Source organism: Bacillus sp. RAR_M1_44, from assembly GCF_020165935.1.
GTDB classification, from domain to species: Bacteria; Bacillota; Bacilli; order Bacillales; family Bacillaceae; genus Bacillus; species Bacillus altitudinis.
Genome location: NZ_JAIUKX010000001.1, coordinates 923,683 through 937,418, shown reverse-complemented (window position 1 = coordinate 937,418; position 13,736 = coordinate 923,683). Strand labels below are relative to the sequence as shown.

15 protein-coding genes are annotated in these 13,736 nt (G+C 41.5%); 9 read left to right on the top strand and 6 right to left on the bottom strand.

The window, feature by feature from the left end:
- Positions 1-241: 241 nt before the first annotated feature.
- The 6 genes from LCD34_RS04970 to menC all read left to right on the top strand — a co-directional run bounded on the left by LCD34_RS04970 (position 242) and on the right by menC (position 7,685).
- Entirely contained in the window at positions 242-1,660 is a 1,419-nt protein-coding gene (locus LCD34_RS04970; RefSeq protein WP_224558603.1) for an isochorismate synthase MenF, read from the top strand.
- The gene (menD, locus tag LCD34_RS04965; protein WP_224558602.1) at positions 1,653-3,395 is read left to right on the top strand and encodes a 2-succinyl-5-enolpyruvyl-6-hydroxy-3-cyclohexene-1-carboxylic-acid synthase; all 1,743 of its coding nucleotides are present in this window, start codon (positions 1,653-1,655) and stop codon (positions 3,393-3,395) included. Before LCD34_RS04970 ends, menD begins: the two co-directional genes overlap by 8 nt.
- Complete coding sequence (menH, locus tag LCD34_RS04960) at positions 3,380-4,210, top strand: 2-succinyl-6-hydroxy-2,4-cyclohexadiene-1-carboxylate synthase (protein WP_216099474.1); 831 nt, start codon at positions 3,380-3,382, stop codon at positions 4,208-4,210. Before menD ends, menH begins: the two co-directional genes overlap by 16 nt.
- A 14-nt stretch (positions 4,211-4,224) precedes the next feature.
- Complete coding sequence (gene menB, locus LCD34_RS04955; RefSeq protein ID WP_039168312.1) at positions 4,225-5,043, top strand: 1,4-dihydroxy-2-naphthoyl-CoA synthase; 819 nt, start codon at positions 4,225-4,227, stop codon at positions 5,041-5,043.
- A gap of 70 nt (positions 5,044-5,113) precedes the next feature.
- Positions 5,114-6,574 carry an o-succinylbenzoate--CoA ligase gene (locus LCD34_RS04950; protein WP_224558601.1) on the top strand — a complete coding sequence of 487 codons (1,461 nt, stop codon included), beginning with the start codon at positions 5,114-5,116 and terminating at the stop codon, positions 6,572-6,574.
- On the top strand, positions 6,561-7,685 hold the full coding sequence (menC, locus tag LCD34_RS04945) for an o-succinylbenzoate synthase (protein ID WP_224558600.1): 1,125 nt from the start codon (positions 6,561-6,563) through the stop codon (positions 7,683-7,685). Before LCD34_RS04950 ends, menC begins: the two co-directional genes overlap by 14 nt.
- A 105-nt stretch (positions 7,686-7,790) precedes the next feature.
- On the opposite strand, the gene LCD34_RS04940 is transcribed toward menC, so the two are convergent.
- From LCD34_RS04940 to LCD34_RS04925, 4 genes are all read right to left on the bottom strand, one after another.
- The gene (locus tag LCD34_RS04940) at positions 7,791-7,982 is read right to left on the bottom strand and encodes a hypothetical protein (RefSeq protein WP_017358376.1); all 192 of its coding nucleotides are present in this window, start codon (positions 7,980-7,982) and stop codon (positions 7,791-7,793) included.
- A gap of 25 nt (positions 7,983-8,007) precedes the next feature.
- Positions 8,008-8,166 carry a DUF1540 domain-containing protein gene (locus LCD34_RS04935; protein ID WP_008360682.1) on the bottom strand — a complete coding sequence of 53 codons (159 nt, stop codon included), beginning with the start codon at positions 8,164-8,166 and terminating at the stop codon, positions 8,008-8,010.
- Between the two features lie 68 nt (positions 8,167-8,234).
- Positions 8,235-9,281: a cytochrome d ubiquinol oxidase subunit II gene (locus LCD34_RS04930; RefSeq protein ID WP_169476099.1), complete on the bottom strand. Its 1,047-nt coding sequence runs from the start codon at positions 9,279-9,281 to the stop codon at positions 8,235-8,237.
- A 22-nt stretch (positions 9,282-9,303) separates the two neighbouring features.
- The gene (locus tag LCD34_RS04925) at positions 9,304-10,635 is read right to left on the bottom strand and encodes a cytochrome ubiquinol oxidase subunit I (RefSeq protein WP_035391038.1); all 1,332 of its coding nucleotides are present in this window, start codon (positions 10,633-10,635) and stop codon (positions 9,304-9,306) included.
- A gap of 175 nt (positions 10,636-10,810) precedes the next feature.
- Here LCD34_RS04925 and LCD34_RS04920 point away from each other — a divergent pair, with 175 nt between their 5' ends.
- Complete coding sequence (locus LCD34_RS04920; RefSeq protein WP_017358374.1) at positions 10,811-11,053, top strand: type B 50S ribosomal protein L31; 243 nt, start codon at positions 10,811-10,813, stop codon at positions 11,051-11,053.
- A 77-nt stretch (positions 11,054-11,130) separates the two neighbouring features.
- Here LCD34_RS04920 and LCD34_RS04915 read toward each other — a convergent pair whose 3' ends face one another.
- Positions 11,131-12,123, bottom strand: a complete 993-nt coding sequence (locus tag LCD34_RS04915) for a metal ABC transporter solute-binding protein, Zn/Mn family (protein ID WP_224558599.1) — start codon at positions 12,121-12,123, stop codon at positions 11,131-11,133.
- A 213-nt stretch (positions 12,124-12,336) separates the two neighbouring features.
- Between LCD34_RS04915 and LCD34_RS04910 the strand changes: the two genes are divergently transcribed.
- Positions 12,337-12,903 carry a beta-class carbonic anhydrase gene (locus LCD34_RS04910; protein ID WP_017358372.1) on the top strand — a complete coding sequence of 189 codons (567 nt, stop codon included), beginning with the start codon at positions 12,337-12,339 and terminating at the stop codon, positions 12,901-12,903.
- A gap of 1 nt (position 12,904) precedes the next feature.
- On the opposite strand, the gene yidD is transcribed toward LCD34_RS04910, so the two are convergent.
- Positions 12,905-13,129, bottom strand: a complete 225-nt coding sequence (yidD, locus tag LCD34_RS04905; RefSeq protein ID WP_008342933.1) for a membrane protein insertion efficiency factor YidD — start codon at positions 13,127-13,129, stop codon at positions 12,905-12,907.
- Between the two features lie 128 nt (positions 13,130-13,257).
- On the opposite strand from yidD, the gene LCD34_RS04900 reads away from it, so the two are divergent.
- The gene (locus LCD34_RS04900) at positions 13,258-13,731 is read left to right on the top strand and encodes an S-ribosylhomocysteine lyase (RefSeq protein ID WP_008342935.1); all 474 of its coding nucleotides are present in this window, start codon (positions 13,258-13,260) and stop codon (positions 13,729-13,731) included.
- Positions 13,732-13,736: the final 5 nt, after the last annotated feature.

Here is a 13,736-nt window from a genome sequence, read left to right as displayed (position 1 = left end):
TTCGAACAGGTCTTACCATTTTTTAAGGGATGTTCTCATTTCAATAAGCGGGAGCGAAAAAATCTTGAAAGCGTGATATAATAAGGATTCGAGGTTTTAAAAGCTGTTTTCTTTACTAAGTTCATCTGTTAAGGTTTATAATAGAAAAGCAGGTCATTCGACATACTCGAATGTTCATGTATTTTTTTACATGATGGTTTTATTTTTATATGTTATTTCATGGATTTTGGAGGAATGTATCATGGTGACAACAGTGCAAAGTACTTTCCGGCAGGAAGCGCTTGCGAAATTAGAAGAAGCGAATAACGTCAACCATGCTGTTTTGATAAGCTACTCCAGAAGAGTTGACGATCTGGATCCTCTTGCCTTTTTCCAAAGCGGCGAAGCGGATTTTTTAGGCGAGCGGTTTTTTTGGTCTGATCCAGAAAGCCAAATGATATTTTCTGGACTTGGCAGAGCGGCCGTGATTAAATCATCAGAGCAAGGCAAAGAACGATTCAATATCGTCCATCAAGAATGGGAGCAGCTGAAACAGCATATGTTCCATTTTCATGATGAGAAGGAGTTAAAGCAAGCGGCAGTTGGTCCGCTTTTATTTGGAGGATTTTCATTTGATCCATACGAAGAGAAGGCGCGTCACTGGGAAGCATTTGGCGAGGCTCATTTTTTTGTGCCATCGATGATGCTGACTGTTTCAAAAGAAGGCACGTTTCTAACGATCAATGAATGGAACGAGGTGGACGGGAATGTTCATCAGCTCATTCAAGAGTTAGAACAGAAAGCTTCTAATTTTGATGCATTGCCTGTCAGAAATCATGGACAAGCTGAGCTTGTTCATATGGAAGAGTTAGATGTCCAGGAATGGATGAAAGCAATCCATGAAGCGACAGAACACATTCGTGTGAACGAATATGAAAAGGTTGTTTTAGCAAGAGAAGTCTTGCTTCACTATAAAAATCAAATAGAACTCGCTCCACTATTAGCAGAATTACTAAAACATCAAACAACGAGTTATGTATTTGCTATAGAGCAGGGAAGACAAGCATTTGTCGGGGCGACGCCTGAACGTTTAGTGAAAAAAAGCGGTGGTGAAGTGTTTTCATCGTGTTTGGCAGGTTCCATTGTACGTGGTCAAGATGAAGTAGAAGATCAGGCACTAGGTGAGGAACTACTTCATGATGAGAAAAATTTGATTGAACATCAAATTGTCGTGAATATGATTGAGCAGGCATTTGAAGCAAACTGCCATCATGTGCATAAGCCAAATCAACCAAGTCTTTATAAAACGAAAAACATTCAGCATTTATTTACACCCATTGTGGGAGAAATTAAAAGCAGCTGTTCACTCTTTTCATTAATTGAACAGCTTCATCCAACACCAGCGCTTGGAGGATATCCTAAGGAAAAAGCGGTAGAGGTGATTCGTGAAATCGAACCGTTGAAACGCGGTTGGTATGCGGCGCCAGTGGGATGGATTGATTCTAAGGACAATGGAGAATTTGCTGTCGCCATTCGATCAGGTCTTATTGAGGAAGACCAAGTTCGTTTGTTTGCTGGATGTGGAATTGTAGAGGATTCCCTTGCAAAACAAGAGTATGAAGAAACGCAAGTGAAATTAAGACCAATGCTGTCTGCTCTTGGAGGTCGTCCTATTGAATAATCAAATCATGACAAGATATATTGGCAGATTAATGGATGAATTTGTGCAAAGTGGTGTGAAGGAGGCAGTTGTTTGTCCTGGCTCCCGTTCAACACCGCTTGCGATGCTCGCTCTTGCTCATCAAGAAATCAATGTCCATGTGTTAGTGGATGAACGGTCTGCTGCTTTTTATGCACTGGGTCTTGCGAAAGCGAGCCAAACACCAGTGCTACTCATTTGTACATCAGGTACGGCAGCAGCTAACTTTTACCCAGCTGTTGTCGAGGCACATTATTCTCGGGTACCATTGATTGTTTTAACTGCTGATCGGCCGCACGAATTGAGGGAGGTTGGGGCACCTCAAGCGATTGATCAGCAATTCTTATTCGGTAAGTTTGTTAAATGGTTCACAGACTTAGCCTTGCCAGAAGAAAGCCAAACGATGCTGCGGTATGTCCAAACTGCTGCTGCTAGGGCAAGTCATGTGTCAACGCAGGAGCCAAAGGGACCAGTTCAGGTGAATGTGCCGCTGAGAGAACCATTGCTACCTGACTTGTCTATTGATCCTTTTGATAGAGAAGAAGGAGTTGCGAACAAAGTTTTAGCAGCAGGTCAAGCTCGTCCGGATGATCGGGTTATGTCAGAATTAGTGTCTATCATGAACAAAGCGGCAAAAGGAATCATTGTTGCTGGTGAACTTCACTCGCCGGAAGAGCAGGCGTCAGTGTTACGTCTTGCAAAAGCTTTGCATCTGCCAATTTTAGCTGACCCGCTTTCTCTTTTGCGAAATGGACATGAAAGTGAAGAATACATCATAGATGCATACGATTCTTTGTTAAAAGATGAGGCATTGCAGCAGCACCTCTTGCCTGAAATGGTCATTCGTTTTGGACCGATGCCTGTTTCTAAGCCTTTATTTAAGTGGCTAGAAAAGCATGCGGAAGTGAAGCAGATTGTCGTCGATGCTGCGGGTGGTTATCGAGATCCTGGTTTAAGCGCATCATACATGATTGAAAGTCATGTAGCCTCTTTTGTAGAAGAAGTCTTGATGAGAGCGGAAAAGCGTCAGGATACATCTTATTTACGACGCTGGCAGAGTGTCAATTCTTCTTTTAGAATGAATGTAAATCAATACAATGATGAGGACCTGACATTTGAGGGAAATGTGTATCGGCAGCTGCAGCACCTTTTGCCAAAAGAGAGCGTGCTCTTTATCGGAAATAGTATGCCTATTCGAGATGTCGATACCTTTTTTGAAACGCAGTCAAAACCGTTTCGGATGATGGCGAATCGCGGAGCAAATGGCATTGATGGTGTTGTGTCCACAGCTCTTGGAACATATGCAGCCTTGAAACAACCCATCACTTTAGTCATCGGCGATTTATCTTTTTATCATGATATGAACGGTCTTCTTGCAGCTAAGCTAATGGACATTCCGCTCACGGTTGTGTTGTTAAACAATGATGGTGGAGGAATCTTTTCTTTCCTTCCGCAGGCATCCGATGAACCGTATTATGAAAAGCTCTTTGGTACGCCGACTGGGTTGAATTTTGAGTATGCATCAAAGCTATATGGGGGAACCTATTCGAAGCCGACAACGAAAGAAGAGTTAAAAGATGTGTACTTGGCGCATATCCAAGAACCAGGGCTTCATTTAATTGAGATTGAAACTGACCGGCATTCTCGCGTTGGCAAACAACGCCAAATGATGGACGAGATATTGAGGGAAGTGAAAAAAGAATGCCTTCACTCATAATACGAATGCACGATGGTGTGGCGTATGAGGTGATAGACCATAACCCATCTGCTGAAAATGCCACGTTATGTTTACATGGCTTTACAGGGAGTGCAGCTTCTTGGGCTTTTTTGAATACTTATACAGAAAAACATACGAGATTGATTCAGGTCAGCTTGCTTGGACATGGCCGCACAGACTCACCAAAGAGTATAAGAAGATATGCAATGTCCCAGCAGCTGGCAGATCTTGCTGAGATTTTAGATCAATTAAAGCTTCACAAAGTGAACATTCTCGGATATTCTATGGGAGGGCGTATTGCTTTATCATTTGCCTCCCGTTATCCAGAACGTGTAAACAAACTGATTCTTGAGAGTACATCTCCAGGGCTGAACTCTTTTAAAGAGCGGATGGCGAGGCTGAATCATGATCATCAGCTAGCTCAAAAGATCAGACATGAAGGATTAGCACAGTTTGTGGATTTTTGGGAGAACATTCCGCTGTTTGCTTCGCAGAAATCCTTGCCAGCGGACAGGCTAACGCAACTGAGAGAGGGAAGGCTAAAAGCCGATCCTAACGGGCTTGCTCGCAGCTTAGAAGGTATAGGAACCGGCTCACAGCCGTCTATGTGGGAAGCATTAAAGCAGATAAAACAGCCTGTTTTACTCATTTGCGGAACACTTGATAAAAAGTTCTGTGACATCGCCAAACGTATGCAGCAGGCGCTTGAATACAGTCAATTCACAGTAGTAGAGCATGCCGGGCATACAGTTCATGTGGAACAACCACATTTTTTTGGTAAAATAGTAAGTGAGTTTATTTTATCGCAAGATTAGAGGAGGAAATATTGATGGCTATTGAATGGCAAACTGAGCGTCAGTATGACGAAATTTTATATGAAACATATAATGGGATTGCAAAAATTACCATTAACCGTCCGCATGTACATAATGCATTTACACCAAAGACTGTAAGTGAATTAATTGATGCATTCTCACGTGCTCGTGACAATTCAGAAGTTGGTGTCATTGTCCTTGCAGGTGCTGGAGGTAAAGCATTCTGTTCTGGTGGAGACCAAAAAGTACGCGGTCATGGCGGCTATGTAGGAGACGATCAAATTCCGCGTCTAAACGTCCTAGACTTACAGCGTTTAATTCGTGTCATTCCAAAACCAGTTATTGCGATGGTTGCGGGCTATGCGATTGGCGGCGGGCATGTGCTTCATGTCGTGTGTGACCTGACCATTGCAGCAGACAATGCGATTTTTGGACAAACAGGACCAAAAGTGGGCAGCTTTGATGCTGGTTATGGATCTGGCTATCTTGCACGTATTGTGGGTCATAAGAAAGCAAGAGAGATCTGGTACTTATGTCGTCAATACAATGCACAAGAAGCGCTTGATATGGGACTTGTCAACACAGTTGTACCATTAGAGCAGCTGGAAGAAGAAACAGTGAAGTGGTGTGAGGACATGCTAGAAAAGAGCCCGACTGCATTACGATTCTTGAAAGCTGCATTTAATGCGGACACAGATGGATTAGCTGGTATTCAGCAATTTGCAGGAGATGCGACCCTTCTTTATTACACAACAGATGAAGCAAAAGAAGGACGCGATTCCTTTAAGGAAAAACGGAAGCCAGACTTCGGTCAGTTCCCTCGTTTCCCTTGATTCAATGATATGGATGAAAACAGCTTAGTGCATTAGACTGAGCTGTTTTCTTTTATGAAAAGGAGGTGTCATGATGAAGCAACCCAATTGGCTGCTGCACCGTGCGTATTTAACGCCAGACCGGGTCGCACTCATTTATCAAGACAAAGAGTGGACATTTCGTGATTTAGCGAATGATGTAGACCAACTTGCGAATCGACTGACACGTGCACCTTTTAAAAAAGGAGATACGGTTGCGATTTTAATGAACAACCATCCTCACATGGTCATGCTTGTTCACGCTTGTTTTTTATTAGGCTTCAAGATTGTGTTATTGAACAATAAGTTAACAAAAGCAGAGAGACGTTTTCAGTTGGAAGATGCGAAAGTCATGGCTTTATTAACAGAGCCTGCATATGCAAATGAGCATCATGGTGATTTACCTGTTTATACAATAGAGACTTTACCTGATGCAGATCATGATATGGAAAAGAAGGTCGAACATGATATTGATTTAAATGAGACGGCGACGATTATGTATACATCTGGAACGACAGGACGCCCTAAAGGGGTGGAGCAAACGTTTGGTAATCATTTTCATAGTGCTGTTTCCTCGGCATTGAATTTAGGGATCAGGGAGGACGACCGCTGGCTCATTGCCTTGCCTCTTTTTCATATAAGCGGTTTATCCGCTATATTTAAATCTGTCATATACGGTATGACTGTCGTGCTTCATCAAAAGTTTGATGTCGATGAAGTCAAGAATGCTATTGAACAGCATCGAGTGACGATGTTGTCAGTTGTTCAAACCATGCTGTCCCGTTTATTAAGTGGACTTGAAGAATGTCCGTCTTCTTTGCGCTGCCTGCTGTTAGGCGGAGGCCCTGCGCCTTATGCGATGCTTCAAGAGAGTAAGGAGAAAGGATTTCCTGTGTTTCAATCGTACGGTATGACGGAGACCTGCTCGCAAATTGTGACACTTGCGCCAGAATTTAGTGTGGAAAAGCTTGGATCAGCGGGAAAGCCCCTTTTTGGGTGTGAATTAAAGATTCAAGATGAGGACCGTCCGTGTCGTCCTTTTGAGCATGGTGAAATCATGGTAAAAGGTGCAAATGTCATGAAAGGCTACCTTCATCGTCAAGAGGCAACAGCTACTGCATTTGAGCAGGGCTGGCTGAAAACGGGTGATATTGGCTATGTAGATGAGGACGGATTCTTATTTGTGCTTGATCGGCGGTCAGACTTAATTATTTCTGGCGGAGAAAATATTTATCCAGCAGAAATTGAAGCAGTTCTTTTAACACATCCAAATGTAAAGGAAGCCGGAGTGACGGGTATGTATGATAAAAAATGGGGAGAGGTACCTGCTGCCTTCCTTGTGACAGATGAGCAGATTCCGGAGAATGAGCTCTATGCTTTATGTCAGTCGCAATTAGCCAAGTATAAATGGCCCGCCGCTTTTCACTTTGTGGATGAGCTGCCAAGGAATGCGTCGAATAAATTGCAGAGGCACAGACTCAAATCAAAGGGGTTTTTAGATGATTCAAATTGAACGTGTGATCTTATATCATGTCACGATGAAACTCAAACAGCCGTTTACAACGAGCCTTGGGACCATTTCAGAGCGTGAGTTTATTATTGTCGAGGTCAAAGATCAAACAGGATTAACTGGATGGGGAGAGGTATCTGCCTTCTCTTCTCCGTGGTATACAGAAGAAACCATCGAGACCTGCTATCACATGCTGAGGGCTTTCTTTATCCCGAACGTGCTGACCCGATCTTTTACACATCCTTCGGACATACCAGACAGCTTGTACCATTTTAAAGGCAATAGAATGGCCAAAGCGGGAATTGAGGCAGCTGTGTGGGATATTTATGCGAAGCGAGAAAATAAGTCCTTACGTGACGTCTTAGGCGGTACTAGAGATAGAATTCCATCTGGTATCGTTGCGGGGTTAGGACCAGTAGATGATATGATTCAGCAAATCGAGCAGTTTGTTGATCAAGGCTATCAGCGTGTGAAAGTGAAGATTAAGCCGGGACAAGATATTGGACTTCTACAAAAGATAAGAGAGTCTTTCCCTCACCTTCCGTTAATGGCGGATGCAAACTCTGCTTATGAATTAAAAGATATTAGCAAACTGAAGCAGCTCGACGATATTCGTTTATTAATGATTGAACAGCCATTAGCCGCAGATGACATTGTCGATCATCGGCATTTGCAAAAGCATTTAAAAACACCAATCTGTTTGGATGAAAGTATTTGTTCTTTAGATGATGCGAGAAAAGCTGTAGAACTTGGAAGCTGTCAGATTATTAATGTGAAGCCTTCACGAGTTGGAGGGCTGACTGAAGCTCTTAAGATTCATGCGTTCTGCAAGGAGCAGCAGATTCCGTTATGGTGCGGGGGGATGATTGAAACAGGCATTTCTCGCGCGCAAAACGTGGCACTTGCATCACTTCCGCAATTTACGATTCCTGGGGATATTTCAGCATCGTCGAAATATTGGGAGCAGGATATCATTTTTCCTGAAATCAAAGTTGAAAATGGGTTTATTGAGGTGCCTCGTTCTCCAGGTATGGGCGTAGAAGTTGATTATCAAGCGCTTCGTTCTTTCTCAGATAAAATTGATGTGTTTACAAAACATGATTTTGTGAAATGAAAACGAATGAATAGCCATTTGCACCATCCATAGAACCACTGTATAGTTGAGGAAAGTTTTTCCTTCCTGTCTGAACAAAAAGAAAGAGCGGTCATCCGCTCTTTCTTACTCTTCTACAAGCCCGCTGTCGTAAGCAAGCTGTCCAATATACTGATGCATGTCATTGGGCATGTCGGAAACATGTCCGTATTCATAATCCCAAAGATTTAAAAAGGAGTGAGCTGCTTGATAAAATGCAGCCTCGTCCGCGTCCTGAATTTCTTCAAGAAACGTTTGAGCAAGCCGATCGTTTTTCAAAGCGAAGCGCCTCCTTTAATGAGACTTAAAGGTCTTGAGGTTTAAACGTTTTACAGTCAGTTTCTTCACTTTTCTCAGCCGTATTTCCTGTATGGCTGACGACATAAATTGCATCTGCACCACAACGATTTCCAGCATTCCAGTAGGAACAGTTGTTTACTTCACAAAGGATTTTTTGACTCATACAGATGACCTCCTTTTGAGTATGTCTTTCATCTATAATGTAACCGAAGTAAGGGGCGTTCATTCATGTTAATCTTCCTGACGAATATAACGCTTATCTTTCATAAACAATTTCCAGAAGAAGTAGAACCCAGGGAATAGGATGATAAACCCTACAATATACGTAATAAATAATGCCCTAAATGTGACGGGATCTGTAAACCCAGACATGATGGTAATATCAGGATAGGCCATATAGGGCAAATGCGCATGTCCATACACATAGCTTGCTAAGAAATATTGAATTGTAATGGCGATAACCGCTAAACGTGGTCTCCCTTTCCGATGTTTAAAGCGACTGTTTGGTAAAAATAGAGCCAAACCTGCAAGCAAAAACATGAGTAGAGAAACAAGAAGGATCGGGATGTTCTGCATCATTTTTGTGAACAGCCAATTGGCCTCACTTCTCAGTGTGAGCATGATAAAGAAAGCCATCATGAGAGAAAGTGGACCCGTAATCAGTGCTCCTCTTCTATAAATGTTATAAGCCTCATCTTCGTTTGCAACATTAGAAAAATCAGCTAAAAGCAAAGATGAGAGGAAAAGGGTACTGAAAATCGCAAAACCTACGAAAGAATAGACATTTGCGCTTGTAAAGACCAATCCTAAATCTAATGAGTAGACATTATTCTCCTGAAAGATGAATCCACCATGTGTAATGGGGAGAACCATGATGAGAATGGACGGAATAATAAAGCCGCTAATTCCTGAAATATATGTAACGGCTTTTCTATATTTTTTAGGCAGTGAATGAGAGAAGACGAGAAATCCGCTTCGCAGTGCAAGAAGCAATAAAATAATGCTGCCGGGTATTAATAGAACAGTGCCTAGCACAAATGTTGCACCTGGAAACAGGCTAAACAAGGCAACGACGATGGCTACAATGAACACGTTAGTTACTTCCCAAGTGGGAGAAAGATACTTATTTGCGATATTTGCGGCCTTTGTCTGCTCTTTGTTCATGTAAATCATTGACCAAAATCCTGCACCGAAATCCATTGATGCCATCACTGCATAGATAAACACGAATCCCCATAAGATGGTGATTGCAATGAGTGCATCAGTTGTTACATCCATTTGCATCAAGATCGCTCCCTTTTTAAGATTCTGTTAACCGTAAGTCTTCTTCAATTGAATGTTTTCTAAAGTAGTACGTCAGTACAATCACAGTTGCGATGCCTAAAATGAGATAGACAATGGCAAAAAGGATGAAAAGTGTACCGATAGATCCTGATGATGTGACGACTTCAGAGGTTTTGAGCATTCGATAAATCACCCATGGCTGACGGCCTGTACAGGCAAAGATCCAGCCAAATTCAATCGCCAAGAGACTAAGAGGCCCGCCAAATAAATAAAGGACAAGCAGCCATTTTGGATAATGTTCGCGTTTTAAAATTTTGCGGTAAAACAGTGCTAACACAGCAAAGAAAATGAGCAATGAGCCGATAATGACCATTCCATTAAATAATGTGTGAATAAATAAAGGCGGCCACTCGTCCCTAGGAAAATCATTTAACCCTTTAACCACAGTATCAAAGCTATTTCCTGCAAGAAAACTAAGTGCCCAAGGGATTTCGATAGCTCCTTTGATTTCTTGCGTATTGGCATCAGTAAAACCGCCAATGGCCAGAGGCGCATGTGATTGCGTTTCAAATAAACCTTCAGCACCCGCTAATTTTTCAGGCTGATATTCATACAGAAGCTGAGCTGATTCGTGACCGTTTAAGGCTGTGAGAAAAGAGAAAAGTCCGCCTACAATCAGTCCAAGAAAAAGGGCTTTTCGATGAAAGGTATAGAGCTTTTCGTTTTTTCTTGTTTTCAACATTTTAAATGCAGCGACAGAAGCAATGACAAAAGCGCCTGTTGTAAAAGCAGACAGTACGACGTGAGTAGCAGTTACAACAAAACTTGGATTGAAAAATGCCTTCCAAGGTTCGATATTCGTTATTTCTCCATTGACCATTTGAAAGCCAGCGGGTGTTCCTTCAAAAGCATGTACGTTTGTAATGAGAATCGCTGAAGCTGCTGCACCAATGACAACGAAAATAACGGTAATGATGCGCATGGCTGGTGATAAACGATCTGCTGCGTACACATAAATAGACATAAATAATGCTTCAATAAAGAAAGCATAAATTTCTATTTGAAATGGCAGTGACATGACTTTTCCGATGACCTCCATAAAACCAGGCCATAGAAGGGCAAGCTGCGTACCAGCAATGGTACCGGTTGGAATGGCAACACCTAACAGAACAGCCTGCGCTTTTGTCCATCGTTTGGCCATGATGGCATAATGCGGGTCCTTCGTTTTTTGAAAGATGAGTTCAGCTAACAAAATCATTAGCGGGATGCCTACGCCAAGCGAGGCATAAATAATATGGAAGCCCATTGTTGTGCCGAACAGACTTCTAGCTAAAACGAGATCAGTCAATTTTTTCTCCGCCTTTCTTATCGCATCTCTTTTGATGGTGTTTATTATTCTCCACCATTTTTAGATTATTCTTCCTGACTAAGAAAGCTTGTTTTTTGACAAGTTGTAAAAGAGGGAGTAGAATATAATTATAAAACGTAATCGTTACGTTTTGATGATGAAGGGAGTTTTGACATTGAAAAGAGATATTCATCCAACCTCACATGAAGTTGTATTTATGGACGTAAACAGCGGTTACCGCTTCTTAAGTAGATCAACAAAGACATCACATGAGACCGTAGAGTGGGAAGATGGGAAGACTTATCCTGTCATTAAAGTAGAGACAAGCTCTGATACGCATCCATTTTATACAGGACGCCAGAAATTCGGAGAAAAAGGCGGCAGAGCGGAGCAGTTTAAGAAAAAATACCAAATGTAGACAAAGAAACACACCTGATCATGGTGTGTTTTTTTGTGCAGTAAAAAACCCCGGCTGATCGCACGGGGTTCATGAATTCATTCAACATTTAAAGCTGTTTTTAATGTGTTTAAATTTTGTTTCATTAAGCTGACATAGCTTTCGCCATTTTTAGCATCATCTTCTGTAATGGATTCTAGATTTTTCAGTGTAAGGCTTTTTGCCCCAATTTCACTGCGAATCGTATCTGATACTTTACTGCTGACGTTATTTTCAAAAATGACATACTTGATGTGATGCTTTTCTGCCTGTTGTACGATATTTTCAAGCTGTTTTTGGGAAGGCTCTTCAGAAGCAGAGAGTCCTAGTACACTGATTTGCTCAATGCCATAGCGTTTTTCCCAGTAGCCGTATGCAGCGTGAGAAACAAGAATTTCTTTATGTTCTGCTTTAGATAACGTTGTTTTGAATTCCTGATCTAACGATTGTAATTCTTTTTTTAGTGATTCATAGTTTTTTGTGTATTCGTCTTTATGATCTGGATCTAGTGAAACGAGTGTGTCTTTAATGTTTTTTGCCATTTGCTGTGCATAAACAGGGTCTAGCCATGCATGGGGATCTTTATCTCCGTGGTCGTGTCCATCATGGTCATGATCTTCACCTTCATGATCGTGATCATGGTCCTCCCCTTCTTCATGAGCATGTTCTTCTTGTGTTGATAATAGCTTGATGCCTTCGGCTGCTTTCACTGTTTTCACGCCTTGGTCTTTTAACGTAGAAGCCGTTTTATCAGCAAATGCTTCAGCACCTGTTCCGCTGTAAATAAAGGCATCTCCTTCAGCCATTTCAACCATCGTTTTTGAACTTGGTTCAAAGCTGTGTGCATCTGCATTGGCAGGGTACACACTTTGAGCGTTCACGTGAGAGCCGCCAATTTCTTCAGTGAAATCTTGAATAGGGAAGATCGTCGTGTAAATGGTTAATTTCCCGTCTGCTTTTCCTTTTGAAGCATTTGTCCCCGCACTGCTTGAGCAAGCGGCAAGACCGACCGCTAATAAAGCAGCTGTTAAAATAAAAAAGATTTTTTTCATCTAAGAATGTCTCCTCTCAACCTATTAGATAGAAATGATTACGATTTAATGTCCTGAGTTATTGTATCGTAATAATTACGATTTGAAAAGAGGAAAATAAAAAATTTTCATCAGAAGATGTTTCCTCTAAAAAAATAGACGTCAAAACGTGACGAAATTTAAAACATTGTGCTATATTTATTTTTAAAAAAAGAAAAAGGAATGGACAAACTTATGAAACTTTTAGACGAAATCATCGAATATAACCAACAATTTATTGAAGAGAAGCGATATGAAGAGTTTACAACAACGAAGTTTCCACAGAAAAAAGCTGTCATTCTATCATGTATGGATACAAGACTTGTTGAACTGCTTCCACGCGCCATGAACATGAAAAATGGCGATATTAAAATTGTCAAAAGTGCTGGCGCTCTTGTTTCTCACCCATTTGGAAGTATTATGCGAAGCATTTTAGTGGCTGTTTATGAATTGAATGCTGACGAGGTGTACGTCATTGGGCATCACGATTGTGGTATGAGTAAAATAGACAGCGAAACACTCTTAAATAAAGCCATTGAGCGTGGTATTCCAGAAAAACGGATTGAAGTACTGGAATACTCAGGAATCGATTTTCAACAGTGGCTCAAAAGCTTTAGCTCAGTTGAAGAAAGTGTGAAAGACAGTGTATCTGTCGTTAAAAATCATCCGCTTCTTCCATCTGATGTGCCTGTACATGGTCTTGTCATTGATCCTGGAACAGGTAAGCTTGACTTAGTTGTCAATGGTTATGAAGAAAAGTAAGTTATTTTTCCTTTTTAGGCGGGACCGGATCCATGCCTCCAGGATGCAGCGGGTGACATTTTAAAATTCGTTTAATCGTGAGCCAGCCGCCTTTTAAAGCGCCATGCGTTTTGATCGCCTCTAGCCCGTAGTTTGAGCAAGTGGGGTAAAACCTGCAGCTCGGTGGTGTTAGAGGGGAAATGCATTTTTGATAAAAGCGAATGATGCCGATAAAAATTTGTTTCATAGAGGTTCCTCCTTGTCTGTCTTTTCACAGTATAAGAAAAAAGGACAAGGAAGGGAAGTTTTATAAACTAAACTGGTCGGAACAATATGTTATAATATAGGAAATTGCAATTATAGGAGTGGTGATTAATGCCTTCAGTCGAAAGCTTTGAACTTGACCATAATGCTGTAAAAGCACCTTACGTTCGTCATTGCGGCGTTCATAAAGTGGGATCAGATGGGGAAGTGAACAAATTTGATATCCGTTTTTGTCAGCCAAACAAGCAGGCAATGAAACCTGATACGATTCATACATTAGAGCATTTACTTGCGTTTAATATTAGAACACACTCAGAGAAATACGATCATTTTGATATCATTGATATTTCTCCGATGGGCTGCCAGACTGGCTACTATTTAGTTGTCAGCGGTGCACCGACACCAAGAGAGATCGTTGAACTGCTTGATGCAACATTCAAAGATGCAGTGGAAGTAACAGAAATTCCTGCTGCAAATGAAGAGCAGTGCGGTCAAGCGAAGCTTCATGATCTTGAAGGAGCAAAACGTTTAATGCGTTTCTGGCTGTCTCAGGATCAAGAAGAGCTATTAAAAGTATTTGGATAATCAGT